Genomic DNA, 24,410 nt, shown 5'->3' on the forward strand with positions numbered 1-24,410 from the left:
CGCGCTAGGGGCGCCGACTTCCCGAGCGAGGTGACACGAACGGCCCGGCCATCAGGGCTGCCGCGGCGGTTCCAGTCTCGCTCCAGTGTGAAAGGACCAAAATGCCCAAGCTCAAGACGAAGAGCGGCGTGAAGAAGCGCTTCAAGCTGACCGCCACCGGCAAGCTGAAGCACGGCGTCGCCGGCAAGCGCCACCGCCTCATCAGCCACAACGGCAAGTACATCCGCCAGAACCGCGGCACCACGGTGCTGTCGAAGGCCGACACCGCGACGGTGAAGGCCTGGGCCCCCTACGGCCTGAACTGAGGAGGGCTGACACATGGCACGAGTGAAGCGGGGCGTCACGACGCGCGCCAAGCACAAGAACATCCTGGAGCAGGCCAAGGGGTATCGCGGCCGGCGCAAGAACACGATCCGCATCGCGCGGCAGGCGGTCGAGAAGGCCGGCCAGTACGCGTATCGCGACCGCAAGGTGAAGAAGCGCACCTTCCGCGGCCTGTGGATCCAGCGCATCAACGCCGGCGTCCGCGCCGAGGGGCTGACCTACTCGCAGTTCATGCACGGCCTGAAGCTGGCCGGCATCGAGCTGGACCGGAAGGTGCTGGCCGACATCGCGATGCACGAGGGCGCGGCGTTCACCGCGATCATCGCGCAGGCGAAGGCGGCGCTGCCGCAGGGCTGATCGGCCCTCGCTGAACGGCAAACGAGGGCGCTGGTGGCGACACCGGCGCCCTTTTTTATCCTCCTTGCCACGGGGAGGGGGACCGCGACGCGAAGCGGCGTGGTGGACGGGGAGCACCCCGAATGCTCCCCTGCCGCCCGCCCCCTCCACCATGCTACGCATGGTCCCCCTCCCCGTGCCGGGGAGGATCGGCTTACGGAACAACCACGCGCCCCGGCGGTAGATGCTCCGATGCCACCCGTCGCCCGCCCGCCGATGGTCGCCGGGCCGATGCCGTGACGACCTCCCGCCTCCAAGCTCCTCGCCTCCTTGCGGTCGGCACCGCCGTGCCCGACCATGACATCCACGCCGCCTTCGCCGACTGGGCGCGGGCGCGGTTGCCCGATGGTGCGCGGCGCGTGTTCGACCGGATGGCGGGGCGCAGCGGCATCGCGCACCGCTGGTCGGTGCTGCCGGCCGGCTGCTCTCCGGTGGCGCCGGGCGGCTTCTACGAAGCGGAGCCGCATCCGGGCACCGGTGCGCGCATGGCGCTGTACGCGCAGGCCGCGCCCGCGCTGGCGCTCGCGGCGGTGCGCGCGCTCGAGGCGCGGCAGCCGATCGGCGACGTGACGCACCTCGTCGTGGCGAGCTGCACCGGATTCGTGGCGCCGGGCATCGACCAGATCCTGGCGCGCGCGCTCGACCTGCCCGGATCGGTCGAGCGGACGCTGATCGGGTTCATGGGCTGCTACGCCGCGGTCGCCGCGCTGCGCACCGCGCGGCACATCGTGCGGTCGGAGCCGGCGGCGCGGGTGCTGGTCGTGACGGTGGAGCTGTCCACGCTCCACCTGCAGGCGGCGGACGAGATCGAGCCGCTGCTGGCGATGCTGCAGTTCGGCGACGGGGCGGCGGCGGCGATCGTTTCCGCAGAGGGGGACGGTGTACCGCTGGGGCGGCCGTTCTCCGTCACGCTGCCCGCGTCCGACGCGCTGATCCGGTGGGACATCACCGACCGCGGCTTCGCCATGCACCTGTCGGGCGAGGTGCCGCAGCGGATCGCCGCGGCGCTCGCCGACCCGGCCACCGTCGCGGCGATCACCGGCGGAGAGCGGGTCGACGGATGGGCGGTCCACGCCGGCGGGCGGTCGATCCTGGATGCGGTGGAGACCGCGCTGGCGCTCGACCCGCACGCGCTCGACGCCTCGCGCGCGGTGCTGCGCGACAACGGCAACATGTCATCGGCGACGCTGATGTTCGTCCTGGCGCGAATGCTGGAGACGCCGCCCGCGCGCGGCGTGGCGCTGGCCTTCGGGCCGGGACTAGCGGCGGAGGGGATCGCGTTCGGCACGGAGGCGGCATGACGCTCGCGATGCGCCGCGACGCCGCCGAGCTGATGGACGCGGACGACCTGCCCGCCGACACCTATGCCGCAGTGGTCGCGGACCTGGCGCGGGTGAACGTGGTGACGCTGGCGGCGCGACCCACGCTGGCGTTCCTGCGGCGGCACGCGCGGCCGGGCGGGCGCTACCGGCTGCTCGACGTGGGCTTCGGCGACGGGGACATGCTGCGGCGGATCGAGCGGTGGGCGACGCGGCGCGGCGTGGCGATCGATCTGGTGGGCGTCGACCTCAATCCGCGCAGCGAGGCGGCGGCGCGGGCGCACACCCCGGCGGGATCCGCGATCCGGTGGATCACCGGCGACCATGAAGCGCTGGCGGGCGAGCGCTGGGATTTCGTCGTCTCGAGCCTGGTGGCGCACCATATGACGGCGGCGGAGCTGATCGCCTTCCTGCGCTTCATGGCGGCGGAGGCGCGGGTGGCGTGGCTGGTGAACGACCTGCACCGCCACCGCTTCGCCTACGCCAGCTGGCCGCTGCTCGCGCGCGTTTTCGGCTGGCACCCGATCGTGCGACACGACGGCCACGTCTCGATCGCGCGCAGCTATCGCCCGGCGGAATGGGAGCCGCTGCTGGACGCGGCGGGCGTTCGCGCGCGGGTGTTTCGCGCCTTCCCCTTCCGGCTGTGTGTGGAGGGTGTTTGCGCGCCCCGCTGATCCTGGGCGGCGGCCCGGCGGGGGCGGCGGCGGCGATCGTGCTGGCGCGCGGCGGTGTGCGCGCGACGGTGCTGGAACGGACGCGCGAGACCGGCGATGCGCTGTGCGGCGGGTTCCTGAGCTGGCGCACGCTGGACGCGCTGGCGCGGCTGGGCATCGACGCCGACGCGCTGAACCCGCGGCGCGTCGCCACGCTGCGGCTGTTCGCCGGCGGGCGGCGACGCGAGGTGGCGCTGCCGCGCGCCGCGGTGGGTGTGTCGCGGCGGCGGCTCGACACGCTGCTTCTCGCCGCGGCGACGCGCGCGGGGGCGGCGGTGGAGCGCGGCGTCGCGGTGCGCGCGGTGGAGGAGGGCGTGGTCCGGCTGGCCGATAGCGCGACGCTGGCGGCGGAGGCGCTGCTGCTCGCCACCGGCAAGCACGACCTGCGTGGGCTGGCCCGGCCCGCCCCGCGCGAGCCCGACCCGGCACTGGGGCTGCGGGTGCGGCTGGGCCCGGCGGCGGCCGTCGACGTGCTGGTGGGCGACGCGATCGAGCTGCACCTGTTCGACGGCGGCTATGCCGGACTGGTGATGCAGGAGGACGGAACCGCCAACCTGTGCCTCGCCGTGCGCCGCTCCCGCCTGAACGGCGGCGGCACCGACGCGCTGCTGGATCGACTCGGGCGCGAGCACGCGGCGCTGGGCGAGCGGCTGGCGTGGCGGTGCGGCGGCGCGGACGCGGTGGCGAACGTCCCCTACGGCTGGCGCGCGACGCACGGGTGCGACGGCCTGTTCCGCCTGGGCGACCAGGCGGCGGTCATCCCCTCGCTGGCGGGCGAGGGAATGGGGATCGCGATCGCCAGCGGCACCTCCGCCGCGCGCGCACTGCTGGCCGGGCGGGGAGCGGCGACGTGGCAGCGCGGCTTCGGCCGCGCGGCGCGGCGCCCGCTGGCGCTGGCGGGCGCTGCGCGCGCGCTGGCCGAGCGGCCCGCCCTCGCCGCCGCGGCGCTGCCGATGGCGCCGGCCACGCTGATCCGGCTGATCGCGGGGGGAACCAGGATCGGCCACGACGCTTGAAATCACCCCGCCCGCTCACGAGATTTCGCGTCATGGATCAGCTCAATCTCTCCGAAGCCGAGTGGAAGGCCCGCCTGACGCCCGAGCAATATCACGTGCTGCGCGAGGCCGGGACGGAGCGCGCCTTTTCCGGTCGCCTGAACGACAACAAGGCCGACGGCATCTACCATTGCGCGGCCTGCGCGCTGGAATTGTTCGACAGCGCGGACAAGTATGACTCCGGTTCCGGCTGGCCCAGCTTCACGCAGCCGATCGCGCCGGACGCGGTGACCGACCATCGCGACACCAGCCACGGCATGACCCGCGTGGAGACGCGGTGCGCGCGCTGCGACAGCCACCTGGGCCACGTGTTTCCGGACGGGCCGCCGCCCACCGGATTGCGCTATTGCATGAATTCGGTCTCGCTGGATTTCCGCGCGCGCGCCTGAGCCGCAGGGACATTGTTAACCATGGCCTAAGCCTCTATTCGCCAGAGGCTAAGCCATGGCCGCCCGCAAGACCTCCGCCCGCAAGCCGACCGCCAGGTCTCCCTGGCGCCGCCGTTTCGGCTTCGCGCTCAAGCTGTTGCTGGTGCTGGCGGTGCTCGCCCTGGGCGCGCTCGTCACCGCGGTCTACGTCGCGCGGGCGCAGTTGCCGAGCTTCGAGGACCTGAAGTCCTCCCCCAACGGGCAGATGATCCGCGTCCACGCCGCGGACGGCACGGTGCTGGTGTCGCTGGGGCCGAGCTACGGCGAGTGGCTGAGCTACGACCGCATTCCGCGGGTGATGCGCGACGCGACCATCGCGGTGGAGGATCGCCGCTTCCGCAGCCACCTGGGCGTCGACCCGATCGGCATCACCCGATCCGTGATGGTCCGCTACGAGCGCGGGCGCTGGGTGCAGGGCGGGTCGACCATCACGCAGCAGCTGGCGCGCAACGTCTTCCTGAACAACCAGAAGAAGTTCGGCCGCAAGTTCCGCGAGTGGATCCTGGCGCTGGCGCTGGAGCGCAAGTTCAGCAAGGACCAGGTGCTCGAGCTCTACCTGAACAAGGTGTATTACGGCGGCGGCGCCTATGGCATCGACGCGGCCAGCCGGAAGTTCTTCGGCCACGGCGCCGACGACCTGAGCCTGTCGGAGGCGGCGGTGATCGCGGGCCTGGTCAAGGCGCCGTCCAACTACTCGCCGACCGCCGATGCCGAGGCCGCCAAGGGCCGCGCCGGGGTGGTGCTGGCACAGATGGTGCGCAACGGCTTCATCACGCAGGCCCAGGCCGACGGCGCGGACGCCGACGCGGTGAAGCTCGCCCCGCCCGCACGGCAGAACAGCGTGCGCTACTTCACCGATTGGGCGCTGCCGCAGCTGGAGCTGCTGATCGACGAGACGGTGAAGCCGCTGGAGGTGTGGACCACGCTGGACCCGGGGATGCAGCGCGACGCCGACGCCGCGGTGCGCGCCAACGTGCCCGGCGGCGCGCAGGGTGCGCTGGTGGCGATCGACCGCGACGGCGCGGTGCGCGCGATGGTGGGCGGGACCGACTATGTCAGCTCCAACTACAACCGCGCCACCACCGCGGTGCGCCAACCGGGATCGGCGTTCAAGCTGTTCGTCTACCTCGCCGCGCTGGAGGCGGGGAAAACACCGGAGGACAAGGAGATCGACGAGCCCGTCACGATCGACGGCTGGTCCCCGCGCAACGATTCGCGCCGCAATTCGGGCGAAGTGACGCTCCGCACCGCCTTCGCCTATTCGCTCAACACCGTCGCGGCGAAGCTGGGCCAGCAGGTGGGGTTCGCCACGATCGCCGACATGGCGCGCCGCTTCGGCATCACCACGCCGGTCAACACGCACCCCTCGATGGTGCTGGGCACGTCGGAAGTGCGGCTGATCGACCTGACCCGCGCCTTCGCCAGCGTCGCCAACAAGGGCGTGGCGGTGACGCCGTTCGGCATCACGCGCGTCAGCAGCGAGGGCGAGACGATCTACACGCACGAGGTGGACCGCAACCGCGTGCTGGTGGCCCCGTATGTCGCGGCGCAGATGACCGACCTGTTGCAGACCGCGGTCAACACCGGCACCGGCCGCGCGGCGCAGATCGGGCGGCCGGTGGCGGGAAAGACGGGCACGACCAGCAGTTCGAAGGACGGCTGGTTCCTCGGCTTCTCCTCCGGCCTCACCACCGGCGTGTGGATGGGGCGCGACAATGCGCGGCCGATCGCGGGGCTGCACGGCGGCACCGCGCCCGCGCGCGCCTTCGCCGCGTTCATGACCCGCGCCGTCGCCAAGCGGCCGATCGAGCCGTTCGAGACGCAGGTGACGCTGCCCGAGTGGCAGCTGGAGCCTGACGAGGAGAGCTATTTCGGCGCGCCCGACAACCGCACCTTCGTCGACGAGGACGGCTATGCGGTGGATCGCGAGCCGGCACCCCCGGCGGTGCCGGACGACCGCGCCGTGCCGCTGCCGCAGGAGGACGATGGCGTTCCGCCCCCGCCGCGCCAGCGCGACGGCACAAGTGGGGGCGGTGACGATCCGCGGCTGGACCAGGACTGGCTCGATCGCGTCACCGGCCGCGACTCGCCGCGCCGCGACGTGCCGCGCGAGCCATCGCGCGCCGCCCCGCGCGAGCGCACCCTGCCGCCGCGCTACGAGGGCGAGCGCCCGTACCAGTGAAGCGCCGCGCCGTGCGCGCGCAGCCAGCGTCGCGCGGGCGCGGGATCGGCCTCGTACAGCCGTGCGACGAGCGCGTGGAAGGCGGGGGAGTGGTTCATGTGCACGCGGTGCGCCACCTCGTGCGCGGCGGTGGCGCGGCGCACCTCGGGCGGGGCCATGGCGAGCCGCCAGCTGTAGCGGATCGCGCCGTCGTGCGCGCAGCTGCCCCAGCGGCCGCGCGGATCGCCGACCGCCACCGCGCTGACCGTCACGCCGGCGCGCGCGGCGTAGACGGCGGTGTCCGCCTCCAGCAGCGCCAGCGCCTGCCGCCGCAGCCACGCCTCGACGCGTCGCGCGACGGTGTCGAGCGGGCCGCCGAGAAACAGCGCGTCGCCCTCGCGTCGCACCGCGCGGGGCGCGCCTTCCTGCCAGCGGATCGTCAGCGTCGCGCCGTCGAACGGCAGCGTCGCGCCGGGAACGAACGGCCGCGCCTCCGGCAGCACCGAGCGCTGCCGCTCCACCCACGCCGCCTGCCCGCGCGCCCAGGCCATCGCGCGGTCGAGCGAGGCGCGCGGCGGCAGCGTCAGCCGCGCGCGGCCGGTGAGCGGATCGAAGCTCAGCTTGGTGCGACGCGCGCGCGGATGGCGCACCACGTCGAAGTCGCCGCTCACAGCTCGCGGTCGACCATGTGGTGCTCGAGGTCGCCGGCATCGTCCTCGCTGATCGTCCAGCCGCGCACCGACTGCCCGGCGCGGTGCACCGCGTCGCGATCGCCGCTGACCAGATAATGCCAGTCCGGCAGCGGCTCCCCCGCCGCGCGCAGACGATAGGCGCAGGTGGAGGGCAGCCAGTCGATCCGGTCGACGTTGTCGCTCGTCAGCCGCACGCACTCGCTGACGAAGGCGCGGCGGTGCCGGTAGTTGGAGCATTGCCCGCTGCGCCGGTCGAGCAGGCGGCAGGCGACGTTGGTGGCGATCAGCTCGCCCGTCTCCTCGTCCTCCAGCTTGTGCAGGCAGCATTTGCCGCAGCCGTCGCACAGCGCCTCCCACTGCGCGCGGTCGAGCGTCGCCAGCGGCGCTTCCCAGAATCTACCCGTCCCCGGGGAGCCTCTCAGTGCGCCCATTTGACGATCTCGTCCGCCATCGCGCCCGGCGCGCCCTCGGGCAGCAGCGCCAGCGGCTTGCCGTCTGTGTCCATCAGGTAGATTTGCCGGCTGTGGTCGACGAGGTAGCCCTGCTTCGTCCCCTGCCCGCGGGCGTAATAGATGCCGAATTCCTTCGCCGTGCGCGCGATGTCCGCCGCGCTGCCGGTCAGCGCGACGAGGCGCGGGTGGAAATTGGCGGCGAACTGCTTCAGCACCGCGGGCGTGTCGCGCGCGGGATCGACCGAGACGAACACGGGGGTGATCCGCGCCGCCAGCGCGGGATCGCGATCCTCCAGCAGCCTCATCGCCAGCGAGATGGTCTGCACGTCGGTGGGGCAGACGTCGGGACAGAAGGTGTAGCCGAAGTACATGATGCGGTAGCGGCCGGCGAGCTGCCGGTCGGTGAAGGCGCGCCCGTTCTGGTCGGTCAGCGCGATCGGCCCGCCGATGCGCGCACCCCGCAGCGGCGGCGCCTCGGCAGGCTCGCTGGAGCAGGCGGCGGCGCCGAGCAGCGCCGCCGCGACGGGAATCCATCGCATGTTCATGGCGGGGGCAGATTTGGTCGGTTATAGCGCGATCCGCAACCTTCTGGAATCTTCCCGCCTATGCGCCTGCGCCTTGCCCTCGTCCCGCTGCTCCTCCTCGCCGCACCGGCGGCCGCGCAGCAGCAGTCGCAGAGCTACAAGTTCCTGGAAGCGGTGCGCAAGGCCGACGGGAATACGGTGATCTCGATCCTGGACCAGCCGGGACAGACGATCATCAACACACGCGACATCTCAACGGGCGAGGGGGCGCTGCACATCGTCGCGAAGCGGGGCGACACGACCTACCTCAACTACCTCCTGTCGCGCGGGGCGGACGCCAACATGCGGGACGCGCAGGGGAACACCGCGATGATGCTGGCGGTGGAGGGCGGCCACATCGACGCGATCGAGATCCTGGCGAAGAAGCGCGCGAATGCGAACCTGGGCAACAAGATGGGCGAGACGCCGCTGCTGCGCGCGGTGCAGCGCCGCGACCTGACGCTGGTGCGCGCGGTGCTGGCGGCGGGCGGCGATCCCGATCAGACCGACTATAACGGCACCACCGCGCGCAGCTACGCCACCGCCGACACGCGATCGGGCGCGATCGCGAAGGTGCTGGCGGAGACGCCGAAGAAGACCCGCGCGGCGGTGTCGGGGCCGCGGCTGTAGGCTTCCCCGTCATGCCGGACTCGTCCCGGCATCCGAAGCCACAGGCCGGGACCGGTCAGCCGGCCTGCACCGCGTCCGGATCGTGAAGGCCGATCAGGCGGCGCGCGGCGCGGCGGGCGAAGGCGAGGGTGACACGCTTTCGCGCCGGGGCGGGCAGCGGATCGGTGCGCGCCTCGCGCAGGATCGCCGCGTCGTAGCGGTCGGCGACGATCAGGCCGGTGCGCTCGGGCAGGAAGGCGGGGCCGTCGATCGGCGAGGCGTCGAAGCCCGCGGGCACCGCCCAGTAGAAGCGGTCGCAATGCGCGAGGTAATCCTGCCACTTGCCGTCGCCCAGCAGGTCCGCGCGCGACACCTTGATCTCCACGATCACCACCTGCCCGCGCGCATCGAGCGCCATCAGGTCGGCGCGGCGCCCCCCGTCCAGCGGCACTTCCGCGATGGCGGTCAGTTCGTGGCGCAGCAGCATCCGCGTGACGCCGCGGCACACGTCGGCGGCGCAGAGCGCGTCGGTGCGCGGGTCCGAACAGGAAACGGGCGGCGAGAGCATCGCCGCCCGATTAGAACATTTCACGAACCTTGGAAAGGGTTCAGCGATAGAACAGGTGGTTGCCGATCGCCGCGACCTTCACCTTCGCGCCCACGGGGCGGCTGGTGTTGAAGAACAGCGCCTTGTCCGCCGCGCCGTCCCACGCGTCGGCCAGCGCCACCTTCGCCACCGCGATGGCGCGGCGCCAGTTGGCGTTCTGAGGGACGTCCGGGATGCGGCCGCCGCGCACGAAGCCGAACTGACCCGGCTGGGTGATGACGTCGCAGACGTTGTCGGCGAACCGACCGGAGGCGGCGCGGTTGAGGATGACCTGCGCCACGCCCAGCTGCCCGGCGAGCGGCTCGCCGCGGGACTCGAAGTAGATCGCACCGGCGAGGCAGCGCAGCGCCTGGTCGTGCGCGCCGTCCACGTCCTGCGCCGCGACGGCGGCCGCCAGCGTGGGATAGACGGTGACGTCGCCGGCGCGTGCATCCGGAGCCTGAAGCTCGACGTCGGGCACGCTGTCGTCGGAGACGGAGAAGGAGGGAACTTCGCCGGTAGTGGCAAGTTCATTCAGCGGGTGAGCGCTGACGGGCACCGTAGAGGGGCCCTGAGCGAGGCTCGCGGCGCTCTGCGCAGCGATTCCCAGCGTGGCAAAGGACATCGCCACCCAGCGGGCGGCGCGCGTCAACAGCGGCATTCATCGTCAACAATGTGCAGTTGGAACGCGATCCGATCGCCTGACCGCCCCATCCAGGGCATCGACCGGCCTTGTCCCCCCCGACTGCGTCACCGCGGGGATCGCACCCCGTCGCGGCACAACGCGAACTTCGATGCCGCGCGTCTGTCCCGCCGCCGGTTAACGGTCAATCACCGCCAATCGTTTCAGCGACGAATCGTTCGCCCGCTGCGACGCACAGTTCGACGACGTACAGGTCCGGATCGCGCGCGCGGCGGGCACGCCAGTAATCGTCCATGGCCGAATCGGTCGCGTCGGTGGGGCCGGCGGCGATCCATTCGTCCCGGTCGTCGAGGGTGCGGATGCGCTCGATGGCGCGCATCCGGCCCGGCCCGAAGCTTTCGCGCTCGTCCAGCAGGACGAGGATCGCACCCGTCTGCGGGTCGCCCGAAGCGCGCAGCGCGCCGAAGCCGCCCGCGTCGTTGGCGCGGCGGATCAGCGCCGCGACGGCGAGATGGCTCGGCAGTCGCGCGCTCACGCCGCGCGATAGCCGTCGAGCGTGGCGAGCGGGATGCGCGAGCGCATGAACGTGCCGGTGCCGCGCGCCACCTCCTCTCCGGTCGCGTCCACCAGCCGCGCTTCCGCCACGAACACGCGGCGCTGCCCGCTGATCCACCGCCCTTCCGCCACGACCGGCCCCTCGCCGAGCGGGCGGGTGAGCAGCAGGCTGAACTGCGTCGTCAGCAGGAACCGGTCGGTGACGAGGCTGTTCGCGGCGTAGAAGGCCGCGTCGTCCAGCATCTTGAAGTAGCTGGTGCCGTGCGCCGCGCCGGCGGCGTGGAAGTGGCGCGCATCGATGGTGAAGTGGATGCGGCTGCTGCCCGCGGCCGGGATTTCCAGCCGCGAATCGAACAGGCGGTTGATCGGCGCGGCGGCATAGAGCGATTCCAGCGCGCGATAATGCGCCGCGGCGCCCTCAGGCGGCATCGCGCGTCTCGTCCGCGGTCAGCAGCGCGTAGACCGCGTCGCGCGAGCCGGCGCCGCGCACCTTCGCGACGAAGCGCGGATCGCGGAAGCGGCGTGCCACCCGTGCCAGCGCCTTCAGGTGCGCGGCCCCCGCGTCGGGCGGCGACAGCAGCGCCACGATCACGTCCACCGGCTGGTCGTCCACCGCGCCCATGTCGATCGGCTGCGCCAGTCGCGCCACCATGGCGACGATCCGCGGCAGGCCGGGAAGCCGCGCGTGGGGCAACGCGATCCCCGCGCCGAACCCGGTCGATCCCTGCTTCTCCCGCGCGGCCAGCGCCTCGGCGACCGCGCGCGCGTCCGGCGCCGGGCTCGTCGCCGCGGCGGCGAGCGAGCCCAGTTGCTGGAACAGCGCCTTCTTCGTCGTTGCGGGCAGCCCCACGACGACGAGGTCGGGCGACACGAGGTCGCTGAGGTCGGTGCTCATCGCGCGGGGCGGCTTATCCGGCGCGCTGCGGCTCGACCCAGCCGATCGTGCCGTCGCCGCGGCGATAGACCATGTTGTAGGCGCCGGTGCCCGCGTTCTTGAACAGCAGCGCCTGGGTGTTGCGCAGGTCCAGCATCATCACCGCGTCGGACACGCTGGCGTCGGGCACGTCGACGCGCGTCTCCGCGATGACCAGCGGCGCGTCGCCCGCCTCCTCCTCGTCCACCGCCTCGGCGAAGAGCGTGTAGCCGGCATTGTCGTAGCCGATGCGTTCCTGCTCTTCGCCCGCAGCGACGTGCGCGGCGTGGCGATCGTTCAAACGGCGGACGTAGCGGCGCAGTTGCTTCTCGATCTTGCCTGCCGCGCCGTCGAAGGCGAGGTGCGCGTCATGCGCGGCGTGGCTGCCCTTCAGGATCAGCCCGCGGGTGACGTGGGCGACGATGTCGCAGGTGAAGCCGGCATCATGCGGCCCCTTGCCGAAGGTCACCTCGTTCGAGATGGCGCGCGCGAAATACTTGTCGGCGATACCCTGGAGACGGTCCTCGACATGGTCCTTCAGCGCGTCGCCGATGGCCACCTGGTGACCTGAGACCCGGATATCCATCATCTGTTCTCCATCAAATCGCTCGGCGTCAACCGGACGCCGCGGCCCCCGCCAACTCCCCCGATCGCCACAAGGGCTCCTTCACCCCCTTCAGAAACGCCGCATGGGCCGCCAGTTCCTCCGCGCTCGGCGAAAAGCGGCGGGGCGGACGCGCCACTGCGGCGACCGGCGCCGCGGCGAGCGTGGGCGCGGCGACGACGATCGTCTCCGCCACCAGCCCCAGCCCGATCTGCCGCCCGCCGTTCAGCTCGACATAGACCTGCGCCAGCAATTGCGCGTCGAGCAGCGCGCCGTGCAGCACGCGGTGCGAGCGATCGACGCCGTAGCGCGAGCAGAGCGCGTCCAGCGTGTGCTTCGCGCCGGGATGCTTCGCGCGCGCGATCTGCAGGGTGTCGACCATGCGCGTGCGGCACACCAGGGGATGGCCGCACCGCTCCAGCTCGCCGTTGAGGAAGGAGAAGTCGAAGCCGGCATTGTGCGCGATCAGCGGCGCATCGCCGATGAAGTCGAGCAGCGCGGGCACCCCGGCGGAGAACACCGGCTTGTCGGACAGGAAGGCGTCGCCCAGCCCGTGGACCGCGAACGCCTCCGGCGGCATCGTCCGCTCGGGATTGAAATAGGCGTGAAAGGTGTTCCCGGTCTCGCACCGGTTCACCAGCTCGACGCACCCGATCTCCACCATCCGGTCGCCGCCGGCGAAGCTCAGCCCTGTGGTTTCGGTGTCGAAGACGATCTCGCGCATGGTCCGCGGGGTTATCGGCCTTCCTTGGGCGCGAGGCAAGATACGAGGCGGCGGACGTGGGCGCGCGTCTCCTCCACCGGCACGTCGGTGGGGATGACGACGTCGGCGCGCGCGCGCTTCTGCGCGTCCGGGGTCTGTCGCGCGAGGATGGCGTCCAGCTTCGCCGCGGTCATGCCCGGGCGCGCGAGCGTGCGGGCGCGCTGAACGTCGGCCGCGGCCGAGACGACCGCCACCTTGTCGACGCCGCGCTCGCCCCCGGTCTCGAACAGGAGAGGGATGTCGAAGACGACGAGCGGCGCGTCGGCGTGGGCGGCGAGGAAGCCGGCGCGCTCCGCCTGGACCGCGGGATGGACGATCGCCTCGAGCGCCTTCATCGCGGCGTCGTCGCCCAGCACCGCCTCGGCCAGCGCGGTGCGGTTCACCCCCGCCTCGCCGGTGGTGCCGGGAAAGCGCGCCTCGATCGCGGCGACCAGCTTGCCGGCGGGGCCCTGAAGCCGGTGCACCTCGGCATCGGCATCGAAGACGGGCACGCCTTCCTCTGCGAACAGGCGGGCGACGGTGGACTTGCCCATGCCGATCGAGCCGGTGAGGCCCAGCTTTATCATGCGAGCAGCCGCGCGCGCAGTTCCTCGTCGCGGTCGCGCGGCGGGGCGGCGCCGAAAAACAGCTCGAAGGCGAGCGCGGCCTGGCCGATCAGCATCTCCAGCCCGTCCACCGTGTCCAGCGCGCGCGCCCGCGCGGCGGCGAGTAGCGGCGTTTCCAGCGGCGCGTAGACGATATCGTAGACGATCGCGTCCTCGGGGAGTGGCGTCAGGTCCGGCGCGAGCGGGGGCTGGCCCGTCATGCCGAGCGACGAGGCGTTCACCAGCAGCGCGGCGGGGGGCAGCGGCGAGTCGAGCGGGACGACGTCGCCCTTCAGTCCGAAGGTCGCCAGCAGCCCCGCGGCCTTCAGTGGCGAGCGGTTCAGCAGCGTCACCCGCCCCACGCCCGCCTTCTCGAGTGCGAACAGCACCGCGCGCGCCGCGCCTCCCGCACCGACGACGGCGACGTGCGCGCCGGCGAGGTCCAGCCCCGCGATCGGCGCCAGGAAGCCGGCGGCGTCGGTGTTGGTCGCGACCAATCCCCCGTCCTGCCCGCGGAACACGGTGTTGGCCGCGCCGATCGAGCCGCGCACGTCGCCGGGATCGGGCACGTGGTCGAGCACCGCCAGCTTGTGCGGCAGCGTGACGTTGCAGCCGCGCCAGTCCGGATCGTCGCGGCGGCGGGCGACGAAGGCGCCGAGTTCCTCCGGCACGACATGGGTGGCGCGATAGTCCGCCGCGATGCCGAGCGCATCGAGCCAGAAGCCGTGGATCAGCGGCGATTTGGAATGGGCGATCGGATCGCCGATCACTTCGGCGTAGGTCATGCGCTCGGCTTCCCGTCCGTCACCCCGGCCTCGTGCCGGGGTCCCGAGCCACGAACACCGGCGCTTGCCGCACTGGATGCCGGGACGAGCCCGGCATGACGGGTCTTTCGCGCGGTCATGCCGCCAAGACCCCCCGCTCTCGCAGAAAGGAAAGGACCGGCAGCAGCGGCATGCCCAGCACGGTGAACTGGCTGCCGTCGATGCGGCTGAACAATTGCGCGCCCGGCCCCTCGATCCGGTAGCAGCCGACGCAGCCAGAGATCGCGGGCCATTCGGCGTCGAGATAGCGTTCGATAAAGTCGGGAGAGAGCGGGCGGACGAACATCTTCGCCTTGTCGACGACGCGCCACACCGGGCGGCCCCCTTGCGCGATCACCGCGGCGCTGACGAGGTCGTGGCGCTTGCCCGACATGCGCGACAGATGCTCGCGCGCTTCCTCCCGGCTGGTCGGCTTGTCGAGGATCGTGCCGTCGTTGAGCACGGCGAGGCTGTCCGATCCGAGCACCAGCGCCTGGGGATGACGCGCCGACACCTTCAGCGCCTTCAGCTCGGCCAGCGCGTCGGCCAGGTCGCGCGGGGGCGCGCCCGCCATCGCGGCCTTCAGCGCGGCCTCGTCGGCATGGGCCGGCTCCGCGACGAAGGGCACGCCCGCGGCGGAAAGCATCGCCACGCGCGAGGCGGATTGCGAGGCGAGGACCAGAGCGCTCATTCCGCCTCCACCGTCGGCTTGCCGCGGCGTTCGTTGACGAGGCCGATCACCGCGGCGGCGGTCTCCTCGATCGAGCGCCGGGTGACGTCGATCACCGGCCAGCCGTTGTCGGCGAACATGCGCCGCGCGAAGGCGATCTCGCGCACCACCGCGTCCTGATCGACATAGTCGGTCTCCGGTGCCTGATTGAGCGAGAGCAGGCGGTTTCGGCGCACCTGGATCAGTCGGTCGGCACTGGTGGTGAGGCCCACGACCAGCGGATTCTTCAACCGGTAGAGCAGGTCGGGCGGCGGGCTTTCCACCACGATCGGGATGTTCGCCGTCTTGAACCCGCGATTGGCGAGGTAGATGGAGGTCGGCGTCTTCGACGAGCGGCTGACCCCGGCCAGCACGATGTCCGCCTCCTCCCACTCCTCCCACGCGATGCCGTCGTCGTGCGCGATGGTGAACTGGATCGCGTCCACGCGCGCGAAATAGGCGGCGTCCAGCACGTGCTGTCGTCCCGGACGCGCCTTCGCCGTCTGCCCCAGCAGCGCCGACAGCGCGTCGTTGACGGGATCGAGCGGCGCGACCGTGGGCAGGCCAAGCGCGCGGCACCGCTTCTCCAGCGCGGCACGCGTCACAGGGTTCACCAGCGTGAAGATGACGAGGCCGGGGTTCTGCGCGATCTCCTGGCAGATGCGATCAAGGTGCGCCTCGGTCCGCACCATCGGCCAGAAATGGCGCACCGTCTCCACGTCGTCATATTGTGCCAGCGCCGCCTTGGCGATGTTCTCCAGCGTCTCGCCGGTGGAATCGGACAGCAGATGCAGGTGGAGCCGGTGCATGAGCGGCTCAGCGGGACCGATCTGTGGACAACATGGGGACGAGCGCTAGCGCAACGCCGCCGCGCCGCCAAGCGCGGGGGCCGGCGGTGGATCAACGACGATCCATCCACAATCCCGTCCACGGTCCCTGCGTTCCTGCACAGCCTGTGCAAAACGTGGACGTTCGAATCGAATCCGCGGCGGGCCGCCGCCCCGCCGCGGTCAAGCTGTTGGCATTTGCGGGACGGACGCCTAATCCCCGGCCTCCACGCGCCAACCGCATCAACAACCCTCTTAAAGATTCTCTTAATGATGGAAGAGCGGGGCGCCCTGCCCGTGACCAAGCCCCTTCTCGCGACGCTGCACGGACAGCGCCAGGCGAGGCCGCCGGTGTGGCTGATGCGCCAGGCCGGGCGCTACCTGCCCGAGTATCGCGCGCTGCGGGCGGAGAAGGGGGGCTTTCTGGCGCTCGCCACCGATCCCGTCGCGGCGGCGGAGGTGACGGTACAGCCGATCCGCCGCTTCGGCTTCGACGGGGCGATCCTGTTCAGCGACATCCTGATGGTGCCCTGGGCGCTGGGGCAGGATCTGACGTTCGGCGCGGGCGAGGGGCCGCGGCTGGCGCCCGCGCTGGCCGATCACGCGCTGGCGGCGCTGGACCGGGTGCCGGCGCGGCTCGACCCCGTCTACGCCACCGTCGCGCGCGTCGCCGGGATGCTGCCGGCGGACACCACCTTCCTCGGCTTCGCGGGGTCGCCCTGGACCGTGGCGACGTACATGGTGGCGGGCCAGGGCAGCCGCGACCAGGAGGCGACGCGCCGCTACGCCTATGCCGATCCCGCCGCCTTCGGCGTGATCGTCGGCGCCATCGTCGCGATGACGATCGAGTACCTGTCCGCGCAGATCGCCGCGGGGGTGGAGGCGGTGCAATTGTTCGACAGTTGGGCCGGCAGCCTATCGCCCGAGCAGTTCGACCGCTGGGTGATCGCGCCCAACCGCGCCATCGTCGAGGGCGTGCGCGCGCGGCATCCGGGCACGCCGATCATCGGCTTTCCCAAGGGCGCGGGGGGCAAGCTGCCCGCCTATGCCGCGGGCGTGGCGCCGGACGCGATCGGGCTGGACGAGACGGTGGACCCCGCCTGGGCGCACGCGGTGCTGCCCGCGGGGATGCCGGTGCAGGGCAATCTCGACCCGCTGGCGCTGCTGACCGGGGGCGAGGCGCTGGACCGCGGGATCGACCGCGTGCTGGCGGCGTTCGGCGAGCGGCCGCACGTCTTCAACCTGGGCCACGGCATCGGCCAGCACACGCCGATCGCACACGTCGAGCGGCTGCTGGCGCGGGTGCGGGGTTGACGTTCCCGTCGGCGCGAGCTTGTCGAGACCGCGTCTCCCTCGCTAGGGGTCGAGCCCTATACCAGCGGCACCTTCGTCGGGCCTGAGCGAAGTCGCAGGCAAGGCGCGGGTGGCTGTGCTTCGACTTCGCTCAGCACGATCGGGGGCTGAGCACGAACGGGGATGGTCGGACGGTGGACATGATCGGTTTCCTGGGCGCGACGTATCTGTGGATCAAGGCGGCGCACGTCATCTTCGTCATCTTCTGGATGGCGGGGCTGTTCATGCTGCCGCGCTACCTCGTCTATCATCAGGAGCGCCTGTCCGACCCGGTCGAGGCGGCGCGCTGGGTGGATCGCGAGACGAAGCTGCGGCGCATCATCCTGACGCCGGCGATGGTGATCGTGTGGCTGCTGGGCATCGCGCTGGCGCTGAACGCGGGGATCGCCGACGGGACGCCGGGGCTCGGCTGGCTCCACGCGAAGATCCTCGTCGTGTTCCTGCTGTCGGGCTATCACGGCTGGGCGGTCGGCTATGCGAGGAAGCTGGCGGCGGGGCGCGCGAGCGTCGCCAACCGGACGCTGCGGATGCTGAACGAGGTGCCCGCGCTGGCCGCGGTGCTGGCGGTGGTGCTGGTGATCGTGCGGCCGTTCTGACCGGCTTGACGAAGCGCCGGGCGAATCCTACGTCGGTGGCACGGTGACGCCGCGGTTCTCGCGGCCTGCCGCCTCCTCCAGCTTCGTCCTTCGAGCGTCCTCTTCGCCGACCGAGCTACTCCCCTTACGACAGGCGCGGGGTTCCGCGCGATCCGGATACCGTCCATGCACCTGAAAGACCTGAAGAAGAAGGCACCTGCCGAGCTCGTCCAGCTGGCCGAGGAACTGGGCGTCGAGGGCGCCTCCACGCTGCGCAAGCAGGACCTGATGTTCGCCATCCTGCGCGTCCAGGCGGACAACGGCGAGCAGATCATGGGTGAGGGCACGATCGAGGTGCTGCCCGACGGCTTCGGCTTCCTGCGATCGGCGCAGGCCAATTACCTGGCCGGGCCGGACGACATCTACGTCAGCCCCAATCAGGTGCGCAAACACGCGCTGCGCACCGGCGACACGGTGGAAGGCGAGATCCGCGGGCCCAAGGACGGCGAGCGCTACTTCGCGCTGACCAAGCTGACCCAGGTCAATTTCGAGGAACCCGAGCGGGTTCGCCACCGCGTCAACTTCGACAATCTGACGCCGCTCTATCCCGACGAGCGGCTGAAGCTGGAGATCGAGGACCCGACGATCAAGGACAAGTCGGGCCGCGTGCTGGACGTGGTCGCGCCGCTGGGCAAGGGACAGCGCTGCCTGATCGTGGCGCCGCCGCGCGTCGGCAAGACGATCATGATGCAGAACATCGCGCGCGCGATTTCGCACAACCATCCCGAGGTATTCCTGCTGGTCCTGCTGATCGACGAGCGGCCCGAGGAAGTCACCGACATGCAGCGCACGGTGAACGGCGAGGTCGTGTCGTCGACCTTCGACGAGCCGGCGACGCGCCACGTGCAGGTGGCGGAGATGGTGATCGAGAAGGCCAAGCGGCTGGTCGAGCACAAGAAGGACGTGGTGATCCTGCTCGACAACATCACTCGCCTGGGCCGCGCCTACAATACGGTGGTGCCCTCGTCGGGCAAGGTGCTGACCGGCGGCGTCGACGCCAACGCGCTGCAGCGGCCCAAGCGCTTCTTCGGCGCGGCGCGCAACATCGAGGAGGGCGGGTCGCTGACCATCATCTCCACCTCGCTGATCGACACCGGCAGCCGCATGGACGAGGTGATCTTCGAGGAGTTCAAGGGCACCGGCAACGCCGAGATCGTGCTGGACCGCAAGGTTTCCGACAAGCGCATCTTCCCGGCGATCGACGTGTCCAAGTCGGGCACGCGCAAGGAAGAGCTGCTGGTCGAGAAGGACAAATTGTCGAAGATGTGGGTGCTGCGCCGCATCCTGATGCAGATGGGCACCGTCGACGCGATGGAATTCCTGCTGGGCAAGATGAAGGATTCGAAGACCAACGAGGACTTCTTCGCGAGCATGAACCAGTAGACGAGCCCGGCCCGCGCCATGCTGGCGCGGGAGTCGGGCCGGCTCGGGCGGCGGGTCGGCAACGCCGAACCCGTCCGACGACGCGGCTTCGCCGCGGCGCGCTACCAGACAGCCGCCCTCACCCTTCCCACCGGCTGCGCCGGGCCCCTTCCCTCTCCCATCGGGAGAGGGAGGGAGGCGCGAAGCGCCGGAAGGGTGAGGGCGACCGCGGTGATGCTTCCCCCCGCCCCCTTCGCGCGTTAGGGCGCGCGTCATGCTGATCGAGCTTCTTTCCGCCGCTGCCGCGCAGGGTCCCGGGTCGCTGGGCGACATCTGGCAGCATATCGTCGCCGACTTCTCGAACATCACCGATCCCAGGGCGCTCGCGACCTTCGGGTCGGTGCTGATGATCGACCTGGTGCTGGCAGGCGACAATGCGATCGTCGTCGGCGCGCTTGCCGCGGGACTGCCGTCGGACCAGCGCCGGAAGGTGATCCTGATCGGTATCGGCGCGGCGCTGGTGCTGCGCATCGCCTTCGCGCTGATCGTCACCTGGCTGATGGGGATCGTCGGCCTGATTTTCGCCGGCGGGCTCTTGCTGCTGTGGGTGAGCTGGAAATTCTGGCGCGAGATCCGCAGCGGCGGGCACGCCGCCGACGCGGTGGACGGGGAGGAGACATCGGGTCTGAAGCCGGCGAAGAGCTTCGCCGGCGCGGCCTGGGCAGTGGCGGTGGCCGACGTGTCGATGAGCCTCGACAACGTCCTTGCCGTGGCCGGTGCGGCGCGCGAGCATCCCGGCATCCTCGTCGTCGGTCTGCTGCTCTCCGTCGCGCTGATGGGGCTGGCCGCGAACTTCATCGCGCGGATCATCGATCGCTACCGCTGGATCGCCTATATCGGCCTCGCCGTGATCGTCTTCGTCGCGTTCCGCATGATCTACGAGGGCTGGGTCGGCGGCGAGGGGACGATCGGGCTGGCCTCGCTGTTCGGCTGAGGCGGATCGGCCGGGTTCACGGCGCGTTCAACGCGGCTGCCGCATCGCCGTGGAGATGAGAAACGTGAACCCGATCCTTCCGCTCGCCACCGCCGTCGCCCTGCTTGCCGCGCCCGCGGTGGCGCAGGCGCCCGCGGGCGAGCTGGTGCAGGTGCAGCGGCACCTGGCGCAGACGGAAACGATGACCGCCGAGTTCACGCAGACCGACCGCAACGGCCGGGTGCTGACGGGCACGCTGACGCTGAAGAAGCCGGGCAAGATCCGCTTCCAATATCAGAAGGGTGTGCCGCTGCTGATCGTGGGCGACGGCAAGGCGCTGACCTTCGTCGACTATTCGGTGAAGCAGGTGCAGCGCTGGCCGATCGGCAACTCGCCGCTGGGCGTGCTGCTCGATCCCAATCGCGACATCTCGCGCTACGCCAAGGTGGTGCCCTCGGTCAATCCGAACGTCCTGTCGGTCGAGGCGTACGACCCCAAGCATCCCGAATACGGTCGCATCACGCTGGTGATGGCCAAGAGCGGGTCGGCACCGGCGGGGTTGATGCTGCAAGGCTGGGTGGCGCTGGACAGCCAGGGGAATCGCACGACGATCCGGCTGGCCAACCAGCGCTTCAACGCGCCCGTGAGCGACGGAACGTTCCGCTGGAACGACCCGCGGAGGCAGGGACGCGCGGGATGACGCCAACATGAACGATCCAGAGCGCGATCGTTCATGTTGGCGACAGGCTTCGCTGCGTAGAAGCGGTGCTGCGGACGTGAGGGGCTGATCGAGGATTTCCCCCTGTTGCCTTCGGCAGCACCCACGCCCCGCCTGCGTGACGAACGTCAGGTCGGCCCTCGCTCCTTGCCCCCGGAGCGGGGGCCTTTTCGCGCAGGGCGGCTGCGCGTGGCGAAGCAGCGCGCAGACTCGCCCAAGCGCGGCCGGCGGGTCGCGGAGCGAACCGTCCGACGACGCGGCTCCGCCGCGGCGCCACCCCGCTTGGGCTTCGACTTCGCTCACCCCGGACGGTGGTTGGGGACAGGCGGCCAACAAAGTCGGTGCTTCGACAGGCGCGGCACGAACGGGAGCGTGACGGTTGTCCCGTTGCACGTGGCGTTCTACGCGGACCTTGATGAAGATCGCCTCGTGGAACATCAACTCCGTTCGCTTCCGCCTCGACATCGTCGAGCGCTTCCTGCGCGAGGCGGCACCCGACGTGCTGTGCCTGCAGGAGACGAAGGTGATCGACGCGGACTTTCCGCTCGGCGCCTTCCGAGACCTGGGCTACGAGCACGTCCTGCTCCACGGGCAGCGGATGCACCACGGCGTGGCGATCGTCAGCCGGGTGCCGGTGGAGGAGGACGACCGGCTCGACTGGCAGGCGAACCGGGAGGCGCGGCACATCGGCGTGCGGTTGCCGGGCGGCGTTCGGCTGGAGAACGTCTACGTTCCCGCCGGCGGCGACGTGCCCGATCGCGACGTGAACCCGAAGTTCGGGCAGAAGCTGGATTTCGTCGAGCGGATGACGCGCTGGTCGCAAGCGCTGTCGTGCCCGACGATCCTGGTCGGCGACTTCAACATCGCGCCGCTGCCCAGCGACGTGTGGAGCCACAAGGCGCTGCTGAAGGTGGTGAGCCACACGCCGTTCGAGGTGGAGGCGCTGGACCGGTTGAAGGCGTCGAACGACTGGGTGGACCTGGGCCGCCACTTCCACCCCGCGCCGGCACGGCTGCACACGTGGTGGAGCTATCGCTCGCCCGATTGGACGAAGAACGACCGCGGGCGGCGGCTGGATCATCAGTGGGCGACCGGCGACGTGGCGAAGACGGCGGTGGCGCATACGGTGTTCGAGAGCTGCCGCAGCTGGCTGAAGCCGTCCGACCACGTGCCGATCATGACCGAGTTCGACTGGTGAGCGCGCGCGACGCCGCCCGCGCGATCGACGCGATGCGGCGCGGCTGGCCCGTGGCGATCCGCGCGCCGGGCGAGGCGCTGCTGACGCTGCTGGCGATCGAGACGGCCGACGAGGGGCGGCTCGCCACCTTCGCACCCGGCGGCGACTATGCGCTGCTGATCTCCAGCGGGCGGGCGGAGACGCTGAAGCTGACCAACCAGCGCGCCGCCGCCGATCCCGACGCGCCCGTGGTCGTCGAGAAGGCGCCCTGGTTCGACATGGCGCTGGCGACCGCGCTGGCCGATCCGCAGCTGGACCTCGCCACCCCGCTGAAGGGACCGTTCCGCACACTGGAGCCGGCGCAGCCGCGGGCGATGGCGGCGGCGCTGCGGCTCGCCCGGATCGCGGGGCTGCTGCCCGCCTTCGTCGTGGGCGGGACCGACCCGGCGGTGACGCTGGATGCCGCCGACGTGGACGCGCACGAGGATGCGGCGCGGCTGGCCATTGCGGTGCGCGCGCGGCTGCCGGTGGCGCAGGCGGAGGATGCGGAGATCGTCGCGTTCCGCTCGCCGGAGAGCGCGGACGAGCACATCGCGCTGCTGATCGGCCAGCCCGACGGCACCGCGCCGCTGGTGCGGCTGCACAGCGAGTGCCTGACCGGCGACGTGCTCGGCAGCCTGAAATGCGATTGCGGACCGCAGCTGGACGCCGCCATCGCCGCGATCCGGCGGGCGGGTTGGGGCATCCTGCTGTACCTGCGGCAGGAGGGGCGCGGCATCGGCCTGGTCAACAAGCTGCGCGCCTATGCGCTGCAGGATCAGGGATTCGACACGGTCGACGCGAATACGCGGCTGGGCTTCGCGATCGACGCGCGCGATTTCGGCGTGGCGGCGCGGATGCTGGTGCTGCTGGGACAGGAGCGGGTGCGGCTGCTGACGAACAACCCCGCCAAGGTCGCGGGGCTGGAGGCGGCAGGGGTGCGCGTGGTGGAGCGGGTGCCGCACGCGCTGCCCGCCAACCCGCACAACGCCCGCTATCTGGCGACGAAGCGCGACCGGACCGGGCACCAACTGTAGTTGCGCGGCGCGACTTGCCCCGCGCGCACGGTTGAATCGGCGGCGCTCATGCGGCATGGCGCGGGGATGGTTCCCCTTTCGTTCGGTGGTCACGAGTTCGCGGCGATGCCGCAGGGGGCGCTGTTCTGGCCCGCGCGGCGCGCGCTGCTGCTGGCCGACCTGCACCTGGAAAAGGCGAGCTGGTTCGCGCGCGGCGGGCAGATGCTGCCGCCGTATGATTCGATCGCCACGCTGGCCGACGTCGCCGCGCTGGTCGCCGCGACGGGCGCTCGGGAGATGTGGTGCCTGGGGGACAGCTTCCACGACCCGGCGGGCTGCGCGCGCCTGCCGGAACGGGCGCGCGACCTGCTGACCGGACTGACGGGGGCGCTGCGCTGGACATGGATCACCGGCAACCACGACCGCGTCTACGTCGACCGCTGCGGCGGCGAGGTGGCGGAGGAGGCGGTGGTGGACGGCATCGTGCTTCGCCACGAGGCGATGGCGGGCGAGGAGCGCGCGGAGATGTCCGGCCATTTCCATCCCAAGCTGCGCGTGCGCGTGCGCGGCAAGCTGGTGTCGCGGCGCTGCTTCGTCGCGACCGGGCGCAAGCTGATCTTTCCGGCGTTCGGCGCGCTGACCGGCGGACTGGACGCCACGCACCCGGCGATCGTGCGCGCCGCGGGGGCACCGGCGGAGGCGCTGGTGGCGGTGGCGGACCGGCTGCTCAGGTTCCCGTTGGCGGCGTGAGCGCGAAGCGCACCGCCGCCGCCGCGTGGAGCGGGGTGGTGTCGAACAGCGGCACCGCCGCATCGCCGGCATCGACCAGCAGGCCGATCTCCGTGCAGCCGAGCACGATTCCGCCCGAACCCCGCGCCACCAGCCGCGCCATGACGTCTCGATAGGCGAGGCGCGAAGCGTCGGTCACGACGCCGCGGACCAGCTCGTCGTAGATGATGCGGTGAACGGTGAGGCGATCGGCCGCGTCCGGCACGATCGTCTCGATGCCCCAGCGCGACGCCAGCCGGTCGCGATAGAATGCCTGTTCCATGGTGAAGGCGGTGCCGAGCAGGCCCGCGTGGACGATGCCCGCCGCCGCGAGCGCTTCGCCCGCGGCATCGGCGATGTGCAGCAGCGGGATCGCCGTCGCCTCCTCCATCGCCGGGGCCAGCAGGTGCATCGTGTTGGTGCACAGCACGATCGCCTGCGCGCCCGCACGCTCCAGCGTGCGCGCCGCGGCGACCATCTCCCGTTCCAGTGCGGGCCAGTCGCCGACGTGCTGGAGCCGGGCGATGTCGGCGAAATCAAGCGAGACCATCACCAGCCGCGCCGAATGTTGCCCCCCGAGCGCGTCGCGCACGCCCTCGTTGACGAGGCGATAGTAGAGCGCGCTGCTTTCCCAGCTCATGCCGCCGATCAGGCCGATCGTTCGCATCCA

31 protein-coding genes are annotated in these 24,410 nt (G+C 71.3%); 16 read left to right on the forward strand and 15 right to left on the reverse strand.

Annotation, left to right across the window (positions count from 1 at the left end; all coding sequences use genetic code 11):
• Positions 1-101: 101 nt before the first annotated feature.
• From rpmI to HBH26_RS03045, 7 genes are all read left to right on the forward strand, one after another.
• Positions 102-305 (forward strand): 50S ribosomal protein L35, encoded by a 204-nt coding sequence (rpmI, locus tag HBH26_RS03015; protein WP_066489358.1) that lies wholly within the window; start codon positions 102-104, stop codon positions 303-305.
• 13 nt (positions 306-318) lie between these two features.
• Entirely contained in the window at positions 319-681 is a 363-nt protein-coding gene (rplT, locus tag HBH26_RS03020) for a 50S ribosomal protein L20 (RefSeq protein ID WP_168133134.1), read from the forward strand.
• Positions 682-956: 275 nt separating this feature from the next.
• Positions 957-2,021, forward strand: coding sequence for a type III polyketide synthase (locus HBH26_RS03025; RefSeq protein ID WP_338057221.1), 1,065 nt, complete (start codon positions 957-959; stop codon positions 2,019-2,021).
• On the forward strand, positions 2,018-2,713 hold the full coding sequence (locus HBH26_RS03030) for a methyltransferase domain-containing protein (protein WP_168133136.1): 696 nt from the start codon (positions 2,018-2,020) through the stop codon (positions 2,711-2,713). Before HBH26_RS03025 ends, HBH26_RS03030 begins: the two co-directional genes overlap by 4 nt.
• Entirely contained in the window at positions 2,698-3,768 is a 1,071-nt protein-coding gene (locus tag HBH26_RS03035) for an NAD(P)/FAD-dependent oxidoreductase (protein WP_168133137.1), read from the forward strand. Before HBH26_RS03030 ends, HBH26_RS03035 begins: the two co-directional genes overlap by 16 nt.
• A gap of 32 nt (positions 3,769-3,800) precedes the next feature.
• Positions 3,801-4,196: a peptide-methionine (R)-S-oxide reductase MsrB gene (gene msrB / locus HBH26_RS03040; protein ID WP_168133138.1), complete on the forward strand. Its 396-nt coding sequence runs from the start codon at positions 3,801-3,803 to the stop codon at positions 4,194-4,196.
• A gap of 55 nt (positions 4,197-4,251) precedes the next feature.
• On the forward strand, positions 4,252-6,417 hold the full coding sequence (locus tag HBH26_RS03045) for a transglycosylase domain-containing protein (protein WP_168133139.1): 2,166 nt from the start codon (positions 4,252-4,254) through the stop codon (positions 6,415-6,417).
• On the opposite strand, the gene HBH26_RS03050 is transcribed toward HBH26_RS03045, so the two are convergent.
• From HBH26_RS03050 to HBH26_RS03060, 3 genes are read right to left on the reverse strand one after another with little or no spacing between them, the layout of a single operon-like run.
• Positions 6,390-7,067, reverse strand: coding sequence for a YgjP-like metallopeptidase domain-containing protein (locus tag HBH26_RS03050; RefSeq protein WP_168133140.1), 678 nt, complete (start codon positions 7,065-7,067; stop codon positions 6,390-6,392). The two genes, HBH26_RS03045 and HBH26_RS03050, sit on opposite strands and share 28 nt — an antisense overlap.
• Complete coding sequence (locus tag HBH26_RS03055) at positions 7,064-7,519, reverse strand: YcgN family cysteine cluster protein (protein ID WP_168133141.1); 456 nt, start codon at positions 7,517-7,519, stop codon at positions 7,064-7,066. The genes HBH26_RS03050 and HBH26_RS03055 overlap by 4 nt, the downstream gene beginning before the upstream one ends.
• Positions 7,507-8,085, reverse strand: coding sequence for an SCO family protein (locus tag HBH26_RS03060; protein WP_168133142.1), 579 nt, complete (start codon positions 8,083-8,085; stop codon positions 7,507-7,509). The genes HBH26_RS03055 and HBH26_RS03060 overlap by 13 nt, the downstream gene beginning before the upstream one ends.
• Before the next feature lie 60 nt (positions 8,086-8,145).
• Between HBH26_RS03060 and HBH26_RS03065 the strand changes: the two genes are divergently transcribed.
• Complete coding sequence (locus HBH26_RS03065; RefSeq protein ID WP_168133143.1) at positions 8,146-8,733, forward strand: ankyrin repeat domain-containing protein; 588 nt, start codon at positions 8,146-8,148, stop codon at positions 8,731-8,733.
• Positions 8,734-8,788: 55 nt separating this feature from the next.
• Here HBH26_RS03065 and HBH26_RS03070 read toward each other — a convergent pair whose 3' ends face one another.
• From HBH26_RS03070 to HBH26_RS03120, 11 genes are all read right to left on the reverse strand, one after another.
• On the reverse strand, positions 8,789-9,280 hold the full coding sequence (locus HBH26_RS03070) for an MmcB family DNA repair protein (RefSeq protein ID WP_168133144.1): 492 nt from the start codon (positions 9,278-9,280) through the stop codon (positions 8,789-8,791).
• A 40-nt stretch (positions 9,281-9,320) separates the two neighbouring features.
• Complete coding sequence (locus HBH26_RS03075; RefSeq protein WP_239024540.1) at positions 9,321-9,959, reverse strand: cell wall hydrolase; 639 nt, start codon at positions 9,957-9,959, stop codon at positions 9,321-9,323.
• 166 nt (positions 9,960-10,125) lie between these two features.
• Positions 10,126-10,476 (reverse strand): DUF1491 family protein, encoded by a 351-nt coding sequence (locus HBH26_RS03080; RefSeq protein ID WP_168133145.1) that lies wholly within the window; start codon positions 10,474-10,476, stop codon positions 10,126-10,128.
• Positions 10,473-10,925 carry a PaaI family thioesterase gene (locus HBH26_RS03085; protein WP_168133146.1) on the reverse strand — a complete coding sequence of 151 codons (453 nt, stop codon included), beginning with the start codon at positions 10,923-10,925 and terminating at the stop codon, positions 10,473-10,475. Before HBH26_RS03085 ends, HBH26_RS03080 begins: the two co-directional genes overlap by 4 nt.
• Positions 10,915-11,391, reverse strand: coding sequence for a PTS sugar transporter subunit IIA (locus tag HBH26_RS03090; protein WP_168133147.1), 477 nt, complete (start codon positions 11,389-11,391; stop codon positions 10,915-10,917). Before HBH26_RS03090 ends, HBH26_RS03085 begins: the two co-directional genes overlap by 11 nt.
• A 13-nt stretch (positions 11,392-11,404) precedes the next feature.
• Positions 11,405-11,995 (reverse strand): ribosome hibernation-promoting factor, HPF/YfiA family, encoded by a 591-nt coding sequence (hpf, locus tag HBH26_RS03095; protein WP_168133478.1) that lies wholly within the window; start codon positions 11,993-11,995, stop codon positions 11,405-11,407.
• A gap of 28 nt (positions 11,996-12,023) precedes the next feature.
• Positions 12,024-12,737, reverse strand: coding sequence for a DNA polymerase III subunit epsilon (dnaQ, locus tag HBH26_RS03100; protein ID WP_168133148.1), 714 nt, complete (start codon positions 12,735-12,737; stop codon positions 12,024-12,026).
• A gap of 11 nt (positions 12,738-12,748) precedes the next feature.
• Positions 12,749-13,342, reverse strand: a complete 594-nt coding sequence (coaE, locus tag HBH26_RS03105; protein ID WP_168133149.1) for a dephospho-CoA kinase — start codon at positions 13,340-13,342, stop codon at positions 12,749-12,751.
• Positions 13,339-14,145 (reverse strand): shikimate dehydrogenase family protein, encoded by an 807-nt coding sequence (locus HBH26_RS03110; RefSeq protein ID WP_168133150.1) that lies wholly within the window; start codon positions 14,143-14,145, stop codon positions 13,339-13,341. Before HBH26_RS03110 ends, coaE begins: the two co-directional genes overlap by 4 nt.
• Before the next feature lie 115 nt (positions 14,146-14,260).
• Positions 14,261-14,854, reverse strand: a complete 594-nt coding sequence (locus HBH26_RS03115; protein ID WP_168133151.1) for a Maf family protein — start codon at positions 14,852-14,854, stop codon at positions 14,261-14,263.
• Positions 14,851-15,681, reverse strand: a complete 831-nt coding sequence (locus tag HBH26_RS03120; RefSeq protein ID WP_168133152.1) for a pyruvate, water dikinase regulatory protein — start codon at positions 15,679-15,681, stop codon at positions 14,851-14,853. The genes HBH26_RS03115 and HBH26_RS03120 overlap by 4 nt, the downstream gene beginning before the upstream one ends.
• A gap of 291 nt (positions 15,682-15,972) precedes the next feature.
• Here HBH26_RS03120 and hemE point away from each other — a divergent pair, with 291 nt between their 5' ends.
• The 8 genes from hemE (at position 15,973) to pdeM (ending at position 23,722) form a co-directional block, all read left to right on the forward strand.
• Positions 15,973-17,013 (forward strand): uroporphyrinogen decarboxylase, encoded by a 1,041-nt coding sequence (gene hemE / locus HBH26_RS03125; protein ID WP_168133479.1) that lies wholly within the window; start codon positions 15,973-15,975, stop codon positions 17,011-17,013.
• A 179-nt stretch (positions 17,014-17,192) separates the two neighbouring features.
• Complete coding sequence (locus HBH26_RS03130) at positions 17,193-17,648, forward strand: CopD family protein (protein WP_168133480.1); 456 nt, start codon at positions 17,193-17,195, stop codon at positions 17,646-17,648.
• A 165-nt stretch (positions 17,649-17,813) separates the two neighbouring features.
• Positions 17,814-19,070, forward strand: a complete 1,257-nt coding sequence (gene rho, locus HBH26_RS03135) for a transcription termination factor Rho (RefSeq protein ID WP_168133153.1) — start codon at positions 17,814-17,816, stop codon at positions 19,068-19,070.
• Positions 19,071-19,323: 253 nt separating this feature from the next.
• The gene (locus tag HBH26_RS03140) at positions 19,324-20,043 is read left to right on the forward strand and encodes a TerC family protein (RefSeq protein ID WP_209308303.1); all 720 of its coding nucleotides are present in this window, start codon (positions 19,324-19,326) and stop codon (positions 20,041-20,043) included.
• Between the two features lie 55 nt (positions 20,044-20,098).
• Positions 20,099-20,722, forward strand: coding sequence for a LolA family protein (locus HBH26_RS03145; RefSeq protein ID WP_168133154.1), 624 nt, complete (start codon positions 20,099-20,101; stop codon positions 20,720-20,722).
• Between the two features lie 433 nt (positions 20,723-21,155).
• Entirely contained in the window at positions 21,156-21,938 is a 783-nt protein-coding gene (locus tag HBH26_RS03150; protein ID WP_168133155.1) for an exodeoxyribonuclease III, read from the forward strand.
• A gap of 32 nt (positions 21,939-21,970) precedes the next feature.
• Entirely contained in the window at positions 21,971-22,993 is a 1,023-nt protein-coding gene (gene ribA, locus HBH26_RS03155; protein WP_168133482.1) for a GTP cyclohydrolase II, read from the forward strand.
• Positions 22,994-23,059: 66 nt separating this feature from the next.
• Positions 23,060-23,722 carry a ligase-associated DNA damage response endonuclease PdeM gene (gene pdeM, locus HBH26_RS03160; protein WP_168133156.1) on the forward strand — a complete coding sequence of 221 codons (663 nt, stop codon included), beginning with the start codon at positions 23,060-23,062 and terminating at the stop codon, positions 23,720-23,722.
• Here pdeM and HBH26_RS03165 read toward each other — a convergent pair.
• Positions 23,700-24,407, reverse strand: a complete 708-nt coding sequence (locus tag HBH26_RS03165; protein WP_168133157.1) for an aspartate/glutamate racemase family protein — start codon at positions 24,405-24,407, stop codon at positions 23,700-23,702. The genes pdeM and HBH26_RS03165 overlap by 23 nt on opposite strands.
• Positions 24,408-24,410: the final 3 nt, after the last annotated feature.

This window comes from Sphingomonas corticis (assembly GCF_012035195.1).
Taxonomy (GTDB): Bacteria; Pseudomonadota; Alphaproteobacteria; order Sphingomonadales; family Sphingomonadaceae; genus Sphingomonas; species Sphingomonas corticis.